The sequence below is a fragment of the Isosphaeraceae bacterium EP7 genome (assembly GCA_038400315.1).
Taxonomy (GTDB): Bacteria; Planctomycetota; Planctomycetia; order Isosphaerales; family Isosphaeraceae; genus EP7.
Genome location: CP151667.1, coordinates 1,220,698 through 1,242,065, shown reverse-complemented (window position 1 = coordinate 1,242,065; position 21,368 = coordinate 1,220,698). Strand labels below are relative to the sequence as shown.

The following is a 21,368-nucleotide window of genomic DNA, read 5'->3' as shown; positions in this document are numbered from 1 at the left end:
CGGTGGGACCGATCTCCTTCGAATGAAATCTTCCCCATCCCCGCCGCCGCCCTCTCAACCCTCGCGTCGCGGGACCACGGCTCTCATGGACCTCTCGCAAGGGCATTCCAGCTCGCCTCAGGCCAGCGGAGTCCGGCCGAGAGTGGACCAGCCTTGATGGAACCGGAAGAAGGCATCACGACTAATTTTCAAGTGCGGATGGTTGGAAACCGTTCGCTGAGTGGGAGCCTGGAGTCGTTTTCGATCGAAAAATTTCGCCTAGAGCGGTTTTCAGGTTGGTGTAGCGTGATAGCCGCAATGGGTGAAGTCGTTCCGACATTCCTCGGGCTTGATTTCGTCGATCAGTCGGCCATCAGCCGCCACAGTCCCTCGACCGTCCGCTCTCCGGCCTTCCGCAGCAGGGCCTTGAGCTTGGAGAACGCCAGCTCGATCGGGTTCGAATCCGGGCTGTACGGCGGCAGGTAGAGCAGGCGGGCCCCGGCCGCCTCGATCGCCTCGCGGACCCCGGCCCGCCTGTGCGATGAGAGGTTGTCCATCACCACCACGTCGCCGACGCTCAGCGTCGGCACCAGCTGCTGCTCGACGGAGGCCAGGAACGTCGCCCCGTCCATCGCCCCGTCGACGACCAGCGTGGTCGTCTTCCAATGCCCGTGCGGCGCCGCCACACCAGCCGCTTGCCCCGACGGCTCCGCCCGTGGCGGCGGGTCATGTTCGTGCTGGCCGAGGTCTCGTCCAGGAACACCCAGCTCTCGGCCGGGACGCCGGCGACCTCCGCCGGCCAGCCGTCGCGACGCCCCTTGACGTCGGGCCGGTCCTGCTCGGCGGCGCGGAGCGACTTCCTCTTGAAGGTCAGCCCCAGGTCGCGCACCAGGCGCCACAGCGTGGCGAGGCTCAGGGGCAAGCCGCGGCCGAGGCGAATCTCCCGCAGCGTGGCGTCGGGCGTCGCCTCGATCACCTCGGCGACCGGCCCGGCCTGCTCGGGCCTGCGCGGCAGCGGCCCATGACGCTGGGCCTTGGGCTCGATCGATCCGGTCTCGCGACGCCGTCGCTTCAGGCGGCGGACCCAGGCCGGGCAGACGCGGTCCTGCTGGGCGACCTGCTTGGCCGGCATGCCCGCGTCGCAGTCGGCCAGGACGCGTTCCCTGAGATCCAGCCAATACGGCTTCACACCGCGACTCCCGAGGGACGACTCGTCGCTCAGTCATACCCAATCGGGAGCCAGGGCGCTACACCAACCTGAAAACCGCTCTAAAGGGGGCCGCCCTCCGGTCGGCAACCGGGGGGCATTCACCGGCATCCTCTTCGTGCTCAAGACCGGCATCCCCTGGGAGGATCTGCCCTGCGAGATGAGCTGCGGCAGCGGCATGACCTGCTGGCGTCGGCTTCGGGACTGGCAGGCCGACGGCACCTGGGGCAACATCCACAAGGAGCTGCTCTCCCGCCTCCGGGGTGCCGACAGGATCGACTGGTCTCGGGCTTTGATCGACAGCAGTTCGGTGCGGGCGGCCTACGGCGGCGGGGAGACCGGCTCCAGCCGGGCTCCAAGCACCTCGTCTTCACCGACGCCTCGGGCATCCCGCTGACCGGCTCGGTGACGGCGGCCAACTTGCACGACGTGACCGAGATGGCTCCGCTGGTCAACTCGCTCCCCGAGGTTGCCGGAAAGGTGGGACGCCCGAGGCGGAAGCCGGATGCGTTGCAGGGGGGCCTGGCCTACGACTCGGAGCCGCACCGGCAAGGGTTACGTGGGATCGGTATCGAGCCGGTGCTGCCCGAGCGGGGGATCGACGAGCGTGAGGGGCTGGGCGAGACCCGCTGGCCGGTGGAGAGGACGCTGGCATGGGCTCACCAGAACCGGCGGCTCCGGATCAGGGATGAGCGACGTCCGGAAGTCCATCAAGAGTTCCTCTTCATAAAATAAATCAATGCCTGTATGAATGTTGTCTTCGGATGATTATTTTAGATGCTCTAAATCTAGAGCATTGATGCCAACCATCGATCCCTACCGGTCGGCGCTTCCCTCCGGCCCCTCACCACATCATCGGGGTGATCTTGGTTCGACTGGGTTCGTCACGGCGGAGAACACGGCCTTCAAGGCTGGCGTCCGATCCGCCGCGAGGGGCGTTCGAGCGAGGACGTGTCAACTTGGCGTGTCGGCTTGCTCCCCGACCGAGCGGGCCGCCAGGAGCCTCTCGGCCTCGACGAGTGCCCCCTTCGCGTCGGCGGCGTAGCCGTCGGCCCCGGACTGTCGCCAGAGGTCCGGAACGACATCGAACGGATGCCCCCCGACGAGGATCGTCACCCCCCGGCACTCCTCCCGGTCGCGGACGGCGGCGATCAGCGCCCCGACTCCCGGCAGGTGGGCGACCATCGTCGCCGAGATCAGTAGCAGGTCCGGCCGGCGGTCGGCGACGGTCCGGGCGAGGTCCGGCGCGGGCGTGCCGGCCCCGAGGAAGAGGGTCTCATAGCCAGACATCTCGAAGAAGTCGGTGACGACCCGAAGGCCGACCTCGTGCCGCTCGTCGCCCACCGAGGCGGCCACGACCCGGCGGTCAATGCGTCGGTCGGGGCCGGCCTCTGGGGTCAGCCGGGCCATGAGCGACTGAGTGACCGCCGTTCCGAAGTGCTCCTGCGCCACGCTGACCTGACGGGCCTGCCAGAGGCGGCCCACCTCGCGCTGGCAGGGCTGGAAGACGTGCAGGTAGATGTCCGCGACGGGCACGCCGGAGGCCACGGCGTCGAGGATCTGCCGGGTCGCTTCCCGGCGGTCGTAGCCCAGCAGCGCACGGAGATAATCACCGGCTAGGGCGGCGAGGGGCTCATCGCCGGAGATCAGGAAGGGCGGGAACCGAGCGGGGCTACGGGAGCACTGGATCGCCTCTTTCAGGAACCGGCCGGTAATCTCCGCATGCTCCCCGGTCAGCGCTGCCGCGAGCACCTCCTGCAGCGAGGCCAGGTTACCCTCGACGTCCTCATCGCGGACGTCGCTGGCGGCCAGGACCGACCTGGCCCATTCGAGATAGTCGACGAAGAGGGCCGGACTGGACGCCGCGACGGCGGCCGAGAGGTTGGCGAGGTGGTGCTCGGTGTCCTGGAGGCACCTGGCTCGCCCGTCGGGGCCGTAGCGGCTTACGAGTTCCGGACGCAGCGAGTACTGGCGGGCGACGACGGCCTCGGCCAGCGCCACACGGTGCTCGTCGATGGCCCTGCCGGCGGCCTGGTGGATGGCATGCATGGTCGCCCTCCCGGGGGGACTCGCCGCGATCCAGCCCCCGCCCTACGCCTCCCGTTGCCGATCTATTCGAAGCCTATTCCCCTACCGGGAGCGTGTCCAGGGGCCATCGCGCAGCGAGAGTGCGGGTCATTGCCGGCGAATCAGGCCCGGGAGCGGGTTGCCGGGGGGAGGTCCCGGCGGGCGAATGACGTGGGGGCGACCTCGAAGTGACACGTCCCGGCCGGATGCTGGGGCGCCCCTCCGAGATGGGAGGCGATGCACGTCGGCGTGCTGGGGCATCTGGAGGTCGTGAGGGAGAGCGAGACGATTCTCGTTGTGGGGAACACTCAGAAGTACCGGGCGGCGGATTTCCTGGCTTGATGGAGTGTCGTGGACATCCTCCGCATTCACACCGATCGGTGCCCGGCGAAACCGCAGACAATAGTCACGGCCTGCTCTCGCTCGCTGGCACGACCATGCCACCGAGCCACTTGCCCGACACTTCGACCGTGCGAATCTTCTCGAGCGGGACATCACGCGGGCGTCCACCCTGACGGGGAATTCGGTGAGTTGGCTCGCCTCGATACTGCGGAACTGATCCTCCACCCCGAGGGGCTACGCAACACCGATCGTCACCATTCGGAACGCCAACATCGGCGTCACCCTCCCGCCGGGGACTCAGACCGACCCTACAGCCCGAACCCGATTGCCCGCGATCAGGGCCCATTCCTGGTGCCAAGGCGGGCCGGATGGCGCGTTCGAGTGCCTCGTCATCGGCACCCCGACTGCAAATTCGAGTCGAACAACGGCATGTTCCACCGACCGGGTTGGATCTTTCGGAATCGGCACGAATCGTCAGAAATAATGAATTCCTTAGAATGAGACCGCCGCCGTGAGATGCCGGCCGATATGGCGACGGGCGTCGATGACGGTCGATCGGCCGGCTCTCTGCTCCGGCGTGTTTGCGTTCTCGCCCAATCGCGCCACGAGATCGCCCAATCCTTCGCCTCGGGCTTCGCGATTGTCCAGGCTAGAGCGGTTTTCAGGTTGGTGTAGCGTGATAGCCGCAATGGGTGAAGTCGTTCCGACATTCCTCGGGCTTGATTTCGTCGATCAGTCGGCCATCAGCCGCCACAGTCCCTCGACCGTCCGCTCTCCGGCCTTCCGCAGCAGGGCCTTGAGCTTGGAGAACGCCAGCTCGATCGGGTTCGAATCCGGGCTGTACGGCGGCAGGTAGAGCAGGCGGGCCCCGGCCGCCTCGATCGCCTCGCGGACCCCGGCCCGCCTGTGCGATGAGAGGTTGTCCATCACCACCACGTCGCCGACGCTCAGCGTCGGCACCAGCTGCTGCTCGACGGAGGCCAGGAACGTCGCCCCGTCCATCGCCCCGTCGACGACCAGCGTGGTCGTCTTCCAATGCCCGTGCGGCGCCGCCACACCAGCCGCTTGCCCCGACGGCTCCGCCCGTGGCGGCGGGTCATGTTCGTGCTGGCCGAGGTCTCGTCCAGGAACACCCAGCTCTCGGCCGGGACGCCGGCGACCTCCGCCGGCCAGCCGTCGCGACGCCCCTTGACGTCGGGCCGGTCCTGCTCGGCGGCGCGGAGCGACTTCCTCTTGAAGGTCAGCCCCAGGTCGCGCACCAGGCGCCACAGCGTGGCGAGGCTCAGGGGCAAGCCGCGGCCGAGGCGAATCTCCCGCAGCGTGGCGTCGGGCGTCGCCTCGATCACCTCGGCGACCGGCCCGGCCTGCTCGGGCCTGCGCGGCAGCGGCCCATGACGCTGGGCCTTGGGCTCGATCGATCCGGTCTCGCGACGCCGTCGCTTCAGGCGGCGGACCCAGGCCGGGCAGACGCGGTCCTGCTGGGCGACCTGCTTGGCCGGCATGCCCGCGTCGCAGTCGGCCAGGACGCGTTCCCTGAGATCCAGCCAATACGGCTTCACACCGCGACTCCCGAGGGACGACTCGTCGCTCAGTCATACCCAATCGGGAGCCAGGGCGCTACACCAACCTGAAAACCGCTCTAGCCCCGAGGTAGCAAGTCGCTGCCTGCGGCCTTGGGACCGGATATGGACGCCTATCGGAACAGCGTAGCCGACCCGGCGACCGAGGCCGAGATCGGCCGCAGGATGGCCTGGGTAAAGCTGGATGGCCTGGGTGCAGGACCAGATTCTCGGGGGCCTGCAGGCCCCCGAGAATCTCCAGGCAGAATTTCATCGGTCCAAGCGAGCGATCTCCCGAATTCATCCGTAAAACGACATCCCGAGGGTCGAGCTGCGGAGTAATTGGCGGGCACGGACTACCCCACGAATGGTGTACCCGGGATCAACGGTCATCCGGCACGATCGAGGTCGGCCGCCGTTCTGGTGGGCGGGTTTGTAGCCTTTCTGCACGCGACCGATAAGCGCGGTACCCGGTGGGTCCGTTGGTAAGAATTTGGGAAGAGTGTTGGAAATGTTAGCCCAACACCACCGAGTGTAAAATACAACGCAGAAGGGCTGGAAACCCATTATTTATAGGAGATTCTGCACTATAGCGATGCCAGCACAGCACCAACCAAGCCGCTGGCACAGGGGACTTAAAATCCCCCGGGGGGGAACCCCCGTGTGGGTTCGAATCCCACCGCCGGTACTCGATGACAGGGTCCGACTGGACACGACTATGGGTGTCTAAATCCCTTTCTGACAACGACTTGCGACCTTCATCCCGAGCCGAAGTCGCTTGAACACTCTCAACCTCTTTTACGACACCGTCCGTCATGATCCGCCCCGATCCGTCCCCTCCGAAGGGAAAGGAATGGGAAAGGCGTTTGCTTGCGCGTCGGCCATCGGTCCCCGTCGCGGCCATCGCCTCGGGCCTCGGGCCCGACGGGTTCAGATCGGGCAAGGCCCCGACGGCCCCGTTGATGTCGTGCAAGCTGGCCTTGGCATAAAGGCCGATGGTCAGGCTGGGGGTCGAGTGCCTGGCCAAAGTCTGGCAGACCTTGACCGAGGCTCCAGAGGCCACGAGATTCGAGATGTAGATGCCCCGGAGGGAATGGAAGTCGGCCAACCCCGACGCCGTCTCATAGGGGAGGCCGGCGGCCTTGAGGTCGATCCGGATCATCTCGGCCGTCCGGTCGGGCATGCTGAAGATCGGGAGACCGGCAGGCAAGGTCGCAAGCCAGGGCGCCAGGCGAGCGGCAAGGGCCGGGGAGAGCGGTTGCACGGCTTCCTTGCCATTCTTCGTGTAGGCGGCCGGCACGGTGGCGGTGGGGGGATTGGCGGACAGGTCGAATCGCGCGGGGGTCAGGGACGCCAGTTCCGAGGCACGGAACCCGGTTCCCATCGCCAGTTCATAGCATCGGGCGCGTTCCGGCCCGGTCATTCCCTTGGCCACGGGGCCATGCTCGGCGGCCCTAATCAGGCTCTCGGCTTCCTCGGTCGTCAGGGCACGGCGGCGATGGCGGCGATCGGCCTCGGGGTTCGAGGTGGCCAGATGGGCCAGATGATGCTCGCGAGCGCGTCCGTCCTTCCAAAGCCACCGTGAGAACGCCTTGACCGCGCGGACGTGATGATTGATCGTCTCGGCCCCGAGGCCCTCGCCCCGGAGCTTCGCCAATGCCCCTTGCGCCCGAGACATCGACAATTCGGAGATCCGGCGGATGCCCGCCAGCCTCAGTACCTTTGCCGCCTTGTTGCTCGTCACGAGTGGGTGCTTGCGTCTTCCACCCTTGTCGATCAAGGCGGACCGGAAGTCGGCTAGGTGATCGGCAAGCGGCTTCGACTCATGGTCGCGATAATTCCGGGCTTTGGGGTCGATGTACCCGTGCCGGATGTTGGAGGCTTCAGCTTCGGCGGCGGCGGCCATCGACTCGGTTTCCCGGCGGTCGGTGCATCCCTTACGCTCGCGTTGCTTGCCGCTCCCGTCGGTGAAGCGATAGAACCAGTTCTTGCCGATCTTGCGGAACGACGCCATCGGTTCCCCCCTTATGTGCTCCCGACATCCCGAAACAGGATTGTCGCATACTGACGAATCGTGGCGCAATCTGGCGTGGAGGCTCCAGGCGGTCAGGTTAACTCGCGGGCGTCCTTTTCGATGAGGTCGGCCCACCAACGGGCCAGGTCCACCCCGCCTTGCCTGGCTTCGGTCCAATCTTTGAACGGGTCCGGCGGCCTCACTCGTCGGGCCCGCGCGGGCCACCCTTCGGCGGCCCTGTCTCCCGCGTCGTCCGCGTCGGTCGCGATGTAGATTCGGCGAGCAGGCCGCAACGCGTCCGATACGGTCCCGTGGTCATGGCGTGCGGATGCGCTGCCCATCGTCATGACGGATGCCAGGCCGGCCAAGGCCTGGCCGAGAAGCAACGCGTCGAACTCGCCTTCAACGATGATGAGCGGGTAGCGGAACCTGATCGCCTCGGGATCAGGATAGAGGAAAGGCCGGTCCCGGAACACTTCGGCGTATTTCGGCCGGTCTCCCTTGTGCTGGCGGATCTTCACCAGCGTCAGCCGGTCCCGTTCGACCCAAGGAATGACGATCCCCCTGGCTGAGTAGGGGCGGCCGTCAGTCGTGGTCAGGCGGACGCCGGGAGTCCAGCCGAGGTACGCGGCCCTGATCGTCTCGTGCGACAAGAACCGCCGTTCGGTGAGATATGCCATGGCTCGTGATCCTTCGGCGGTCCAAAGCCGCGCGACAGAGTCCGCCACGAGACTCAGTGCCTCCACGAAAGGCAGCCCCTTAGGCCCCTCCAATCTCGGCTCGGGTCTTGCCAGAAGTTTCGATGCGGGGCGATCGACCCGTGGAACGATCGCATCTCCCCCAACCATGAAGTTGATCGCTTCGCGGAACGTTACGCCCTGGATCCTCATCACGAGGTTCGCCGCGTCCCCATAGACGCCGCAACCGAAGCACTTCCAACCCGGCTTACCGGGCTCGATGCAGAAGGACGGGTTCGCATCCTCGTGGAACGGACAGGGCCACCACAGTTTGCGTCCCCCCTCCCCCCGTCGTCCCGGCGGAGGGCCGAGGAGGCGGGTTGCCACGTCGGCCAGGTCGATGCGTTCGCGTTGAGTCTTCCAGTCGATCCGGGGCTTTGCATTCGCGTGCGACATCTTCACCCCCCCCTTACTTGTTACTCAAAACACTCGGAACCCGTGCGAGCCTTTCAAGGGTTTTGAGTAACAAGTAACGCCGGATTGACGTCATAAACGGCTGATGGCGGGCGGCCTCCCCTGCAGTCGCCGTCGTCGGCGACTTCGCGTTTACGGATCGCGTTCCGGCGGATCAGTGTCGGCAACGCTTTGGCCAGGTCGTCATCGTTGATCCATCTTCGGGCTTGCTTCAGGTCGTGGGTGGAGAATGTGGAAAGGCCCTTATTTTGAACCCAAGTCTCGATCGCCCGGCACACTCCGCCGCCGGAACCCGGCACGGCGTCGATCGAGGTATGAACGCGGCGAGTCTGGGATTTGAAGTAGGCCACGAGTCGCCAGGCGTCTCTGACGGCTCGACTGCCAACCGAGGGGATCGCGGCGGGGTCGGCGGTCGGATCGGACGCATCATCGAGGCACGCCAGGATCAGCGTTAGTCGGCCCGCGTACTCGCGCAGCTTCCCCCATGGGCCCTTTAGCGTAGGAGGGAACCCGAGATCGTTCATCTCCCTGATGTGGGCGTTGTAGTGTTCGATCCAGGTCGATCTGCCCTCATCCGTGAAGTGAAGGACGTTCGGGATCACTCGGCCAGCCTTGACCTTCATGGGCCGAGACCAGAGACGGAAGACGAGTTCACACCAGTCGTCGACGATATGGCCGGGTACGCCGGTCTCGGACCAATCGCGGTGCGGCCGGGGATCCGGGTAGGCGAAGAGGAATCGGTCGAGGAACCCGTTGACTCTCCCGTTCTGGTCCACCATCGTCCCCAGCATGGCCGGCTGAATCCCGCCGGAGATCGACATAAACGGGTGCCTGCACGTAATCGGGATGCCATCGACGTTGGTCACCCTGTCTACTGCAATTTCATCCCCGGACCAGATTTTCAGGAGGATCGGCTGATCGCTTCCCTTGCCTCCTTTGTACTGGTTCATCCCGAGCATGAGGGCACTCAATTCATCCGAGAGTTTGACGAGCCCTCGCGGGTTGGCGGCCAGGATTCGGACCGTCGCCTCCATCGTGGCATCGTCAATGTCGATCCGTTTGAGCTTCGGGGCCGGCTTATCCTTCTTGCCTTTGTTCCACTCCTGAAGAGCCAGAAGGAATTCTTCCATGAACGGCTCGGTGATCCGACTCACGGCTTTCCTCACGACCTTGAACGCGGGTGTCTTCGAGTCTCCGGGCTCCCCAACGCAAGCGGTGTACAGCAACGCGGAGACAAAGTAATTCGGCTTCAGCAACAGGCTCACGGAGCGCCCAATCACTCCTCCGGCCACGGCCAAGACCGGCAAGGCGACAAAGTCCGGAGGGCACCCCATCGACTCCTCGCATTCGAGGACGAGCCGCGCGATCGCCTCGGGAAAGACATCGATCGGGAACGGCTCGACGCGAGTCTCCAACCCTCGATCAATCGGCCCCCAGCCGTCGCCAGTGCCTCCGATGTCTTCGCCGGGCATTCCGGGTGACGGCTCATCCGGATCGACATCATCCAGAGCCCGGCTGATCGCGTTCCGATCGTCGCGGCCGTCCAGAAAGGCTTCCCAGCAAGCGAGGCGGTCGTCCGGCGGAAGGCCTATCAGGCGGCGGGCGATGGCCGAGAAGGGGCCAGGAAGGGTTGTCAGCCGATCCTCATCGGCGGGATCGCCGTAGACGAGCCTGGCGAGGGTCCAGGCGTTGTAGGGGTGAAGCATCATCGGCCACCCCCGTCGATCCAACGGCGGATCGTCTCGGGCTTCCAGAGCGGGGCCTTGCCGATGTGGAGGTCAGGGGCTGGGAACCTCCCGGCGGAACGCTCACGCTCGATAGTCCGGCGGCTGACCCCGAAGGCTCCTACCAAATCTTCGAGGCGCAGTGTCAACCGTCCCGCGAAGGCTTGGTCGGCGGCCGGCACTTCGACTTGGACTTCCGGCTTCGCCCCGGAGGCGTGGCTTGGGCGACGGTTCATCGGCCACCCCCTTCCGGTCGGCGGGCCGGTTTGAAACGGACGACCCACCCGAGGCGTGACAGCTCATCTTGCGCCTCGGTGGCCCGGCGGAAATCTCCCCTGGCTTTCGCGAGGAACAATTCCCCGAACCATGCGATTGGGGAATTCCAATATCGCTCGAAGTCACGGTCGGTCTGACTGTGTTCTGGCATGATTCCCGAGCCCTCGGGCCGCTCGCACAATCGCGGCGGCTCTGGACTATCGGGGGGTGTGGGGTGCGAGTGGGGTGTGGGGCGTGAACCAAACCCTAGTAAACTAGGGGAAAAAAAGAATTCGATGGGGTCGAATCTTGGGGTGTGGGGCTTCTATTCGGTGTCGTCGTCGATCGTCTCCCAGTTCCCCGTCCGCCAATCCCGAGTCGCGTGAGGCAGGTTCTTATCAGGAGCCGCCATAGCCCGTATCAACGCGGCCTCCTTAGGATACCTCTTCACGAAGTTTTTGCGGTCCACTCCGGCCCGCTTACATGCAGCATTCACAGAGAGGGGCTTGTCCTCTGCCAGCAGCTCGTACGCAGCGGCGACAGCCTTAGCGACCGCTTTAGGTGCCTTTTTGGCCGGGCTATCATTTCGAGAAAACGGCTCGTCCATCGGGGGAGTTGAAGGCCGCGAGGTTGTCAAGCCGGTCAATGAATCGACATTGGACGCATCAAAACTCGGATCACCCCGAAACGGGATGGAGACAAAAATCTCTCGACTATCATGAATCGGATGCACAACGACTTGTCGTGTTGCGAACTGGACCATGAATCGGCGTGCTTCGTCGTTTCGATCGAATTTGAGCTCGTTCCTTCCGAACCATCGCAAAGCTTCCAGGTGCCGCAAAGCGAGACCCAACGGCCAGCGGTCTGCTTCTGATTCACGAAGTACGCTGGCGAGATCAAGGTAAACGTCAGGCGGCAGGAATCCTACTCGCGAGTGGACTCTTGAGACCTGTTTCAATCTCCGGATAAGGGTAGAGGCCTTACCTTGTAGCTCGGCGGCGGTATCCTCTCCCTGCCGAAGACCCTGGACCAATTCCGGCATTTCCAACCAACTCTCGACCAACGCGATCAATCGGTACAAGTCGTAGCCAATCGCATCCCGGGCGGTACGGCGGATCCTCGCGTTGTACCGACTCTGACGGCAATCGTCGGAAACGAAATCTATAGCGGGGCCGATCTCTGAACTCATGACCTGCTCCCCCTACGAGTTAGGCTGGGCCTGGCGGACGCCGCGGTAGGGGCGCGACGCCGCCAGACCCGAAGACCGGGGATCAGCCGGCCAGTAGTGGACATAATAGCATAATGCCTGCCCTGACGACGAGATCAGGTTGTTGTGATCCCTCTGCCATCCCTCATCCCGGGAAGTTGAGGAGAAAACCTTTGAAATCGGCGAGCGATGCCATCGTTGGTGAAATGAGGATTGACGACCGGCTATCGGACGACGTAAATTGGACTTGAAAGTCCAATTTACGTCGTCTGCCCATATTTTGGGTATGGGTCTTCGTTATCGGCGGCTCCGGGCCGTTGGCCACGCAGGAGAGAAGCAAGGTCGGAGTGGGCAAAACGCCCCCCGTTCGCCTTGACTCTCCCCTCGCGCGGGGGGTGGGTGCGCCGTCGAAGAGGCAACATCTGACGAATCAAATCGATCAAAGCAGAGGATCGGGCCCTTGTGCAGCATCCCTCATAGATCGTCTGCTAGCGGCTCGTTCTCTCAAGGATTCATAGAGTCGCGACGGTAGAAGAACATCATTAATCCCGTTCTGAACCGCCTTATTGTCGAGTGCCTGAGTGCTCATCGCGGTGTGGGCATCCAAGGCGGCCATGATGGCGTTTTCGAGTTCGGTTGCCAGATCGGGCGAATTGGCAAACTGCTCTTTGGTGTTACTCGTCGCTTGCTGCCTGAGCTTCTCGGACTCGAGCAACTTCCCCATGATCACGTTGTTCACGTAAACCAGCTTGTCTTGATCGGTCAGATCGCCTTCGAACTAGTGGGACAAGTGGCTTGCCCATTGCCATAAATCGCCGTGCCGCGGGACCGGGCTTCGTGGTACCGACGCCGACGCGCCGCCCGCTTGCCGCCCCACACGAACGGCGTCTGTGCCGCATCCCAGTGCTTCGCCGGCGGCCTCGTACCAGCCGATGATCTGGGACGTGGCCGTCGGGTACTGGCCGTCCAGGGCGCGCCGCTTGAGGATCCGCTGGAGGCTCTCGGCCATGTTCAGCCACGACCCGCCCACCGGCGTGTACAGCGGCATGATCCCGTGATCGAAGAGCCAGCAGACGAACTCCGGCGTCTTGTGCCCGGCCAGGTCGTCCAGGACCAGCAGCATCCGCAGCGGCGGCGGCTCGTCCGGGAGCGTCGGCTTGACCGTGAGGCCCTCCTGCCACCGCTCCCACGCCGGGAGCCAGCCGGTGGCGGGCTCGGGCGGCGGGTCGGGCATCGCGGCGAGTATGGCCGCCATCTCGCGCTTCAGCCAGGGGTGCAGGACGGAGTTCGGGCAGGCCGTCACGCCCTTGACATGGGCGTGGCCGTCGGCCGGGCGGAACAGTGTCAGCGCCTTGGCCGTGCCTTCGCGGAGGTACTCGTGCGGCTGCCGCGCCGGGTCGCCCTCGGGCCGCCACGACTGGCCCGGATAGGGGATCGTCTGGTAGGGCCCGGCCTGGTCGGTGCACCAGACCGGCAGCCCCACCGCCTCGCCCGTGAGGTAGGCGTCTTCGATCAACTTTTTTTCGCATCGGAATCCGGGTCGGAGACGACCACGGGCCCGGCCTTCCGGAGGCGCAGGGCCCGGCCTGTCGAGCACCAGGTGCGGGTGCGCTGGTAGCTGGAGCCGGCCTCGTGCAGGACGCGGCGGATGGTATGGGTCGAGACCCTGGGCAGACCGTCGGGGGCTGCCCTGAGCGTGCTTTGCAGGGCCGAGAGCGACCAGGTCGCGGTGCCGTCGGCCTCGGGCGTCGGCGCCCGGGCCGCCTCGGCGGCGATCCGCGCCCGCTCCTGCGGGCCGTAGGTCGGCCGTTGCCCGCCGCCGTGGCGGGGCATCAGCGCCGCCAGCCCCTCGGCGTTGAAGCGCGCGACGAGGTGGGAGACGGCGTCGCCGGAGCGGCGGCCCACCGAGCGGGCCGCGTCCTGATAGTCGTCGCCCCGGGCGACGGCCAGGAGGAGCTTCGCCCTGGTGACCTCGGCGGCTGGGGCGGCATGCGAGCGGCTGAGTTGCTCCAGTTCCTGGCGCTCCGGTTCGGTTAGTTCGCGGAGCGGGTCCTTCTTGTGACGGGACATGGCGGCCTCCTCGGGGTGCGAAGCCGCCAACATATCTCGGGATCGGGTGTTATGGCAATGGGCAAGCCAAGTGACCCACTAGTCGTTCACTCGCTGGATGATCTCGTTCAGGAGGCATTCTGCTTCTCCTGGACGCCCCCGCCGCCTGCCTCCGTGATCGGACCTACTTTGGAATCCTCGCCGGCAGTCACATGCCAGGAGAGCCACAAATGGGGCCGGTTGGCTACCGCGCTGGCCCAGAGCACCGGCCTGGATCTGGGATTCGTCAAGCGAACGTTGCGGACGTCGCGTTAAAGGAGGTCGCACCCAGACAGTCGGCGGCCGGCCGTTTGGACGGCGAGTCGCCAAGCTTTACCAGAACGGGCTGTATCTCGACCGCCGGCGGTGCTAGACCCAGCTGGGCCCCAGTTAGAGGGGAAGATGGCCGGGGAGCAGACCCGACCACCCGTGTGTCCCAGCATTTTCTCACGGCTTGACGATGTCACCGAACCGGTTCAAGGGCTCGAACACCTGATAGGCCAGCACCCGGCTGGCGGCGTCGGAGTAGAACAGCCGACCACTGACCGCCTTCGTGTTTGCCGCCTTGAGCAGATCGAGGACCGTGTACAGCCCTTCCCGCTTGGTCGGAGTCGACAGGCCGAGGGCCGTCGCCTCCGCCTTCGTGAGATACCAGGTTTGCGTCCCCAGCCCACTGGAGTTGGGATCGATGCGGAAGTTGTACCTCCTCGCGGTCGACTGGCCGAGGGCGGTCGTGTTCAGGGTGGCCGTGTTGGTGGTGAAGGCGGACAAGGCCGTCGCCATCACCTGGGCCTCCAGCTTCGGAGTGGCCGAGGTGCCGAATTGTGTCTGGCAGTAATTCCAGACCCCATTGGGCGTCGCCTTGGCGAGGCTCCCGAACAGGTTCGGGAACTGGGCCGCGAGCCACTTGCCGACATTGCTGATGCCCGCCCTGTCCGTACCGAGGTCGTTGATGAGAGTCTGGCCATTGTTGCTGGCCCAGAACCCGATCCCCGCCGTCTGGCCCGACTTGACGGTGCCCGCGTTGACGATTCTCAACTCGGCCGCGATGTAGGTCAGCGTGTAATTGCTGCTGTTCGGCGCCAGTGAGCCCTGCTGGATAGTGTAGGTGCCGATGCCCTCTCCCGCGTTGCGGGTCAGGGAGCCGCCGATGGCGTCGCTGCCCACCAGCGAGCCGATGGTGATCCTGTAGGTCAGGGCCGGGTCAACGCTGCCGTAGTTCTTGGTCTGGGCGTCGGCCGTTACGGTGATCGCCCGCTTGGCGATGACGATCGTGGCGCTGCCGGAGCTGCCGGTGTGGTTGGCGTCGCCGGCGTAGGCGGCCGTGACGGTGTAGCTGCCGGCGTTGACCCGGTCGCCGCTGTAGCTGAGCACAGCCGAGCCGGTGACGGTGCCGGCTCCGGCCACCACGGCCGAGCCGCCGGCGTGGGTGGTGCCGTCGTAGGTGAAGCTGCCGCCGGTGGCGACCACCGTGGAACTGGCCTTGCCGATGACGATGGTCTTGGTGTCAAGGCCGCCCAGGTAGTTGGTGCTCGCGGCGTACGCGGCCTTCACGGTGTACGTGCCCGCACCCGTCGGGGCACCGGCCAGGGGCGTACCGGTCGCCGTCGCACCGGCGTAGTAGGTCAACGTCACCGGGCTGAGGCTGGCGGCGTTGACGCCCGTGGCCGTGCCGGTGGCGGTGAAGTCGGTGCCGCTATAGGTGCCGCCGGCCCAGGTGGCGGTGACCGTCGGCGTCGCCTTGGCGATGACGATCGTGGCGCTGCCGGAGCTGCCGGTGTGGTTGGCGTCGCCGGCGTAGGCGGCCGTGACGGTGTAGCTGCCGGCGTTGACCCGGTCGCCGCTGTAGCTGAGCACGGCCGAGCCGGTGACGGTGCCGGCTCCGGCCACCACGGCCGAGCCGCCGGCGTGGGTGGTGCCGTCGTAGGTGAAGCTGCCGCCGGTGGCGACCACCGTGGAACTGGCCTTGTCGATGACGACGGCCACGGCCAGGCCGTCGCTGGCGTCGTGGTTGGCGTCGCCGGCGTAGTGGGCCGTCACGTAGTAGGTGCCGGCATTGACCCGGTCGCCGGTGTAGGTCAGCGTCGCGGCGCCGGTGACCGTGCCCGCCCCGGCCACCGTGCCCGAGCCGCCCGCGTGGGTCGTCGCGTCGTAGGTGAACGGCCCGGCGCCCAGGGTGGTCGTCGTCGAGGTCGCCTTGCCGATGGCGATGGCGACGTCGCCGGCCTGGTCGAGGTAGTTGGTGCCGCCGGCGAACGCCCAGTGCGCCGTCCCGCCGGGGGCGTCCGTGAAGCTCGCGCCCAGGTCCAGGCCGGGGAGGGCCGCGCCGCCGACGCCGGTCGCGCCGCCGGTGGCCCCGTGCGCCAGGCCGTCGTAGGCGCCGCTGTAGCCGCTGACGGCGACCGACGCCGTGGCCTTGTCGATGACGACGGCCACGGCCAGGCCGTCGCTGGCGTCGTGGTTGGCGTCGCCGGCGTAGTGGGCCGTCACGTAGTAGGTGCCGGCATTGACCCGGTCGCCGGTGTAGGTCAGCGTCGCGGCGCCGGTGACCGTGCCCGCCCCGGCCACCGTGCCCGAGCCGCCCGCGTGGGTCGTCGCGTCGTAGGTGAACGGCCCGGCGCCCAGGGTGGTCGTCGTCGAGGTCGCCTTGCCGATGGCGATGGCGACGTCGCCGGCCTGGTCGAGGTAGTTGGTGCCGCCGGCGAACGCCCAGTGCGCCGTCCCGCCGGGGGCGTCCGTGAAGCTCGCGCCCAGGTCCAGGCCGGGGAGGGCCGCGCCGCCGACGCCGGTCGCGCCGCCGGTGGCCCCGTGCGCCAGGCCGTCGTAGGCGCCGCTGTAGCCATTGACCACGATCACCGCATTGGCCTTGGCGACGGTGAGGACTTGATCCACGGTCTCCGCGGGATCGTAGCTGGCATCGCCGGCCTGGTGCGCCGTGATGGTGGCGCTGCCGGCCCCGGTGATGTGAACGTGCCACCCGTTGGCGTCTTGATAGACGCTGGCGTCGCCGCTGGCGGTGAAGCTGACCGACAAGTGAGAATCCGCCGTCGCGCTGATCGCGAAGTCGGGGTCGCCGTAGGTCACGTCCGTCAAGGGGCCGAAGGTGATCGTCTGCGACTGCATGGCGGCCCCGCCAAACTCGAAGGCGCCGATGTCCACGTTGCCGGACCGGATCACGCCGCGCTGGTCCGTGGTCGGCGCCCCTACGGCTGTGCCCGCGTTGATGGCCCGACTGCCGGACAGCAGGGCCATCGTCTGGGTCGGTCCGCCGTTGTCCGCCAGGGGGCCGAGCAGCGGGTCGATCAGCGCCGCGCCGGTGCCCGTCAGATCGGTGTCGACCCAGCCGGTGCTGGTGCCGATGTTGCCGATCAGGTTGTTGCCGAGAGAAGTGACAGCGCCGCTGAAGTCCGCGCCGCCCGCGGCGTTCTGGGCCACGATCGTGTTGGTCAGCGTGGCCGTGCCGCTATCCACCGAGACGCCGGCATCGCGATTGCCGCTGACGGTGCAGTTGGTCAGCGTGGCCGTGCCGCCGGAGATGACGAGGACGCCGGCGGAGTTGCCGGCGGCAGCGGCATTGCGACTGCCGCTGACGGTGCAGTTGGTCAGCGTGGCCGTGCCGCCGGAGCTGACGCGGACGCCGGAGGTGTTGCCGGTGAGGGTGCAGTCCGTTAGCGTGGCCGTGCCGTTGCTAACACTGACGCCGGGGCCGCGGGTAATGCCGCCGCTGACGGTGCAGTTGGTCAGCGTGACCGTGCCGTTCGTAGTACTGACGCCGCCGGCGTTGCCGGTGAGGGTGCAGTTGGTCAGCGTGGCCGTGCCGTTCGTAGTAATGACGCCGACACCGGCGTTGTCGCTGACGGTGCAGTTGGTCATCGTGGCCGTGCCGTTGGTAACTCTGACGCCGCCGAGGCCGGCGGGAGCGGCAGTGCCATTGCCGCTGACGGTGCAGTTGGTCAGCGTGACCGTGCCGCCCGAAGACGAGTTCCCGAGGTTAAGACTTGAGACGCCGAACTTGGTGTTGCCGCTGAGGGTGCAGGTGGTCAGCGTCAGCGTCGCGGTGGGGTCGATGACCGCGCCGATGGTGCCGCCCGTGATCGTCAGTCCCGAAAGGGATGCGGTGACGCCCGCAGCGACCTCGAAGGTCGCATTCTCCGTCGCGCTCAGGAGACCGCCGCTGATCGTCACGCCCGCGGCCGGGCCCGCGATCGTATCCATGCCGACCATATCCTTGAACGTGATCCAGGAGGGTGCAAACGGTGCATTGGCCGCGATCGTCCGGCTGCCATCATCCTGGAAGGACACGAAATCCCCCACCCTCACACCCGCCGGCGCGTTCACGCTGGCAAGGAGTTGCTCGCCACCGCTCGTCGACCCGCGGTAGACGTTGTAGTACTGCGCCCCAGCCAAGTGCTGCCAGGAGACCGACCCAGAATATCCAGTGCTACTGAAGGAGGCCCCGGTCCTGACGTATGCCTCCGGTGACGCACCCGTCTCCGCCCCGTTCGGGGTCACCGCGCTGACGCGGTAGTAGTAGTTGGCATTAGAGAACAGGTTGCCGCCTTGGTTGGTGCCGAAGGACAGAAACGGCGCGCGGGTCGTCTGGGTGATCGTCTTCGGGGTGGTGAAGACGGCCGGGTCGAAGGTGATGGAGCTGTCCGCGTCATCGGCGTTGGCCAGGAGAATGGCCTGCGGCAGGCTCAGGAGGCCTGTCCCCGGGACGATGGAAGCGCTGGTCGTATTCACAACGTACGATACCGGCGGTGCCTTGCTCGCGAGGTTAACGAGGCTGAACGAGGCCGTGCTGGCACCAGCGGCCGTCGCGGTCACGGTGTAGCTGCCACTCCTGCCGTTGCTCGCGGCGGTCACCGAGGCGGAGGCGCCGGCAATCGTGACCGCAGACGTCGACAGGGTGGCCGACGCGCCGAAAACCGGCGTGGTGAAAGTGATCGCGCCGCCGTTGACCGGCTCGACGGGGTTGTTGGCCGTCACGTTCACGGCAAGCGGGTTGGCAAACGCGCTGTTGGTGACAGCGGTCTGGGGGGTGCTGCCGGCGACAGCCGTGAGCGTAAAGCCCTGGCTCTCGAAGGCGCCGATGTCGATCGCGCCGACCCGGACCTTGCCGCGCTGGTCCAACGCCACCGCACTCGGTATGACGCTGGTGCCCGCGTTGATGGCCGGGCTGCCGGGCAGCAAGGGCATGGTCTGCGTCGGCCCGCCGTAATCGCCCAGCGGGCCGAGGAGCGGGTTGCCACCGATCAGGTTGTTCGAGCCCGAAATAGCCCCGTTGACACCGTCCGCGACGATCGTGTTGCTCAACTTGGCGGTGCCGAAGCCGATGCGAAGGCCACCGCCGTCGTTGCTGCTGACGGTGCAGTTGGTCAGGTAGGCCTTGCCGGCGCTGATGCTCAGGCCGCCGCCGACGCCGGTGTAGGAGCCGCCGCCGGTCGCCTGACCGCCCGCGTAGTTGCCGCTGATGGTGCAGTTGAGCAACTGGACCAGCGAGTAACTGCCTAAGTTTTCCACGCCGCCGCCGAGACTGGTGCCAACGTTGGCGAGAGCCCGGTTGCCGCTGATGGTGCAGTTCGTCAGCGTGACCCTGCCGTAGCCGGCGACGGCTACGTTCGCGGCGTTGTTCAACACGCCGCCGCCCCTGCTGGAGGCGTTGCCGCTGATGGTGCAGTTGTTCAGCGTCGCCGTGCCATTGTTTGCCAGGCCGCCGCCGTTGCCACCATAAGCGCCGCCGACGCCGTTGCCGCTGACGGTGCAGTTGTTCAGAGTGAGAACCCCGAAGGTAGCGTTGTACAGGCCGCCGCCCTCGCCCCAAAGGTTTTGGCCATATTCATTGACGGGGAATCCGCCACCGCCATTGATTACCTCGTTGCCGCTGATGGTGCAGTTCGTCAGCGTGGTCGTGCCGAAGTTCCTCACGCCGCCGCCAGAAAAGTGCGAAACGCCATTGGTGATCGTCAGCCCGGACAAGGATGCAGTGACGCCTTTTCGGATAGAAAACACTGCGTCTTGGCGGGCGCCGTCGATCGTCACGCCCGCCGCCGGGCCGGTGATCGTCGTCGGCCCGCTCTTGTCGGTCAGCGAGAACCGGAAGCCGGTCTGGGCGATCGTCTGCGCCGTACTGAACGCGGTGCTGTCAAAGTTGATCGTGTCGGCGCCCGCCATGGCATTGGCGCCGGCGATCGCCGCGCGGAGTGTGGGCGCCGTGTAGGTGTCCGATCCCATCGATGTGAGCACCCCGCCGGCGTCGCCATTGGTGAGGACCGTGATGGTGGACGGACAGCAGCGGCCCTCCAGTGCTTCCAGGGCCAGGCGGCCCCGGCGTGTCGCCTTGCGAATGGTGCGGGTCGTGGGGCGGCTGAACAGCGAACGCATCTTCATGGGAATCTTTCTTTCAGGATATAAACCGACCGCCCCCTGGGGCAGAATTAGATTAAAAGTCAATCGCGTCACGCTGGTCCCGCGGCGCGGACCGTCGCCGCCACGTCACCGAGACACTCGGTGGGAACCACGAAGGAACTCTCCATCAGCTGCTGGTCGTCGTTGATCAGCTCGGGGAAGCGGTGCCCGAGCACGGTCACGGCGAACACCTCCTGGACGGCTGTCTCGAAGCGCAGCAACGCGACCACCTGCCCGGAGCTCAGGTCGATGGCGACGACGCCGCAGCTCCGCTCGTGCTCCGCCAACCGCTCGGTGATCGAGATGCCGCTGAAGACTGCGCTCTCGCGCACCTGCGACAGGCCGACGAAGGCGAGGTTGCCGGCGAAGTCGAGCCCGCGCGTGAAGCCCGGCACCCCGGCAACCGGCTCGTACTTGCCGGTGTTCAGGTCGATGAAGCCGAACGTGCCCGCGCCCGACTCGCAGACCCAAAGACGGCCGGCGTACCAGCGCGGCGAGTGGGGCATCGACAGCCCGCGGGCCAGCACCGCGCCCGAGTCCACGTCGATCACGACGCCGCCCCGGGCCTTGTTCTCTCGCCAGCCGCCTATAGTGTCGGTTTCACCCAGCGCGGTTACGTATTTCGGCTTGCCCTCGACCATGCCCAGGCCGTTGAGGTGGCAGCGGTCGGACGGTTCGAGTGCGGAGACGAAGGGCGGTCGCCAGCGGGGCCTGAAGCTGGCCGAGCGGTCGAGCGTACACAGGCAGGAGAAGCGGGTGTTGACGACCCAAAGTTCCCCCTCACCCCCAGCCCCTCTCCCCCCACGAGCGAGGGGAGCATGACCCCAGGCCATCTCGTGGATCTGGATATCGCCCGTGACGTGGCTGGAACGGGGCAGGTAGCAGGCGTCGTGCCGGCCGGGCGGCTCGAGCCGGGCGGCCACAGCCGGGACGTTGACGAATTCCCAGACCTGCATCTTGGTGCCGACGGCCAACCGGTCGCCGTCGAGGGCCATGCCCATCGGCGCCGGGAAGCCGCGGAAGTGGGCGTTGAGGTGGTCCCCCTCTTCGCGGATCAGCACGAGCTTGCCGGCCTGGTAGGTGGTGACCAGCAGCGACGCGCCCAGCTGCCGCAACAGCGCGGGGAAGTTCGGCGTGTGGACAGCCTGCAAGGGCGTCGGGTCGGCGTCGGGATCTGGTGAAGCCATGGTGTCGCCGACTCATGTAGGTCAGGCCAACGGCGTTAAGACACGACCGGAACGCATGGCCCCGTCGGTCGCGGATCGTGGCCGTAACCCAGAACGGTGCGGCAACCTCGCCACTCCATCGCACGACAATGCGAGTGTCCGACTCGCACGCACGGCGGCGTCAGCGGCCTCCCGGCGGGC

The 21,368-nt window shown here is 66.4% G+C and carries 8 protein-coding genes, 1 tRNA gene and 6 pseudogenes; 2 read left to right on the top strand and 13 right to left on the bottom strand.

All coding sequences use genetic code 11. The features are described from left to right. Positions 1 to 270: 270 nt before the first annotated feature. Positions 271 to 1,111: pseudogene (locus EP7_RS04835) on the bottom strand (IS630 family transposase). Positions 1,112 to 1,226: 115 nt separating this feature from the next. Here EP7_RS04835 and EP7_RS04830 point away from each other — a divergent pair. Further along, positions 1,227 to 1,921 (top strand): annotated as a pseudogene (locus EP7_RS04830) (IS5 family transposase); the annotation flags it as partial. A gap of 219 nt (positions 1,922 to 2,140) precedes the next feature. Here EP7_RS04830 and EP7_RS04825 read toward each other — a convergent pair. Beyond that, positions 2,141 to 3,235: a cobalamin B12-binding domain-containing protein gene (locus EP7_RS04825; protein ID WP_463526457.1), complete on the bottom strand. Its 1,095-nt coding sequence runs from the start codon at positions 3,233 to 3,235 to the stop codon at positions 2,141 to 2,143. A gap of 1,021 nt (positions 3,236 to 4,256) precedes the next feature. Further along, positions 4,257 to 5,097: pseudogene (locus tag EP7_RS04820) on the bottom strand (IS630 family transposase). A gap of 669 nt (positions 5,098 to 5,766) precedes the next feature. Here EP7_RS04820 and EP7_RS04815 point away from each other — a divergent pair. After that, positions 5,767 to 5,842: transfer RNA gene (locus EP7_RS04815), tRNA-Leu, on the top strand. 300 nt (positions 5,843 to 6,142) lie between these two features. Here the strand turns inward: EP7_RS04815 and EP7_RS04810 are convergent. The 10 genes and pseudogenes from EP7_RS04810 to EP7_RS04765 form a co-directional block, all read right to left on the bottom strand. Beyond that, positions 6,143 to 6,832 (bottom strand): annotated as a pseudogene (locus EP7_RS04810) (tyrosine-type recombinase/integrase); the annotation flags it as partial. A gap of 428 nt (positions 6,833 to 7,260) precedes the next feature. Next, positions 7,261 to 7,848 (bottom strand): toprim domain-containing protein, encoded by a 588-nt coding sequence (locus EP7_RS04805; protein ID WP_463528369.1) that lies wholly within the window; start codon positions 7,846 to 7,848, stop codon positions 7,261 to 7,263. Positions 7,849 to 8,025: 177 nt separating this feature from the next. After that, a pseudogene (locus tag EP7_RS04800) lies at positions 8,026 to 8,301 on the bottom strand (CHC2 zinc finger domain-containing protein); the annotation flags it as partial. A gap of 53 nt (positions 8,302 to 8,354) precedes the next feature. Further along, positions 8,355 to 10,028, bottom strand: coding sequence for a DUF3987 domain-containing protein (locus EP7_RS04795; RefSeq protein ID WP_463526456.1), 1,674 nt, complete (start codon positions 10,026 to 10,028; stop codon positions 8,355 to 8,357). 595 nt (positions 10,029 to 10,623) lie between these two features. Then, complete coding sequence (locus EP7_RS04790) at positions 10,624 to 11,487, bottom strand: hypothetical protein (RefSeq protein WP_463526455.1); 864 nt, start codon at positions 11,485 to 11,487, stop codon at positions 10,624 to 10,626. Positions 11,488 to 11,944: 457 nt separating this feature from the next. Continuing rightward, positions 11,945 to 12,283, bottom strand: a pseudogene (locus EP7_RS04785) (hypothetical protein); the annotation flags it as partial. Then, positions 12,284 to 13,021, bottom strand: coding sequence for a transposase (locus EP7_RS04780; protein ID WP_463526454.1), 738 nt, complete (start codon positions 13,019 to 13,021; stop codon positions 12,284 to 12,286). Continuing rightward, the gene (locus EP7_RS04775) at positions 13,018 to 13,575 is read right to left on the bottom strand and encodes a helix-turn-helix domain-containing protein (RefSeq protein ID WP_463526453.1); all 558 of its coding nucleotides are present in this window, start codon (positions 13,573 to 13,575) and stop codon (positions 13,018 to 13,020) included. The genes EP7_RS04780 and EP7_RS04775 overlap by 4 nt, the downstream gene beginning before the upstream one ends. 465 nt (positions 13,576 to 14,040) lie before the next feature. After that, positions 14,041 to 19,983, bottom strand: a complete 5,943-nt coding sequence (locus tag EP7_RS04770; protein WP_463526452.1) for a beta strand repeat-containing protein — start codon at positions 19,981 to 19,983, stop codon at positions 14,041 to 14,043. 68 nt (positions 19,984 to 20,051) lie between these two features. Continuing rightward, positions 20,052 to 21,188, bottom strand: coding sequence for a TIGR03032 family protein (locus tag EP7_RS04765; protein WP_463526451.1), 1,137 nt, complete (start codon positions 21,186 to 21,188; stop codon positions 20,052 to 20,054). Positions 21,189 to 21,368 lie beyond the last annotated feature (180 nt).

Bases quoted from the DNA above. Each gene is read 5' to 3' on its own strand.
- EP7_RS04770 (WP_463526452.1), bottom strand. From the start codon at position 19,983: ATGAAGATGCGTTCGCTGTTCAGCCGCCCCACGACCCGCACCATTCGC.
- EP7_RS04805 (WP_463528369.1), bottom strand. From the start codon at position 7,848: ATGGCATATCTCACCGAACGGCGGTTCTTGTCGCACGAGACGATCAGG.
- EP7_RS04790 (WP_463526455.1), bottom strand. From the start codon at position 11,487: ATGAGTTCAGAGATCGGCCCCGCTATAGATTTCGTTTCCGACGATTGC.
- EP7_RS04765 (WP_463526451.1), bottom strand. From the start codon at position 21,188: ATGGCTTCACCAGATCCCGACGCCGACCCGACGCCCTTGCAGGCTGTC.
- EP7_RS04825 (WP_463526457.1), bottom strand. From the start codon at position 3,235: ATGCATGCCATCCACCAGGCCGCCGGCAGGGCCATCGACGAGCACCGT.
- EP7_RS04795 (WP_463526456.1), bottom strand. From the start codon at position 10,028: ATGATGCTTCACCCCTACAACGCCTGGACCCTCGCCAGGCTCGTCTAC.
- EP7_RS04775 (WP_463526453.1), bottom strand. From the start codon at position 13,575: ATGTCCCGTCACAAGAAGGACCCGCTCCGCGAACTAACCGAACCGGAG.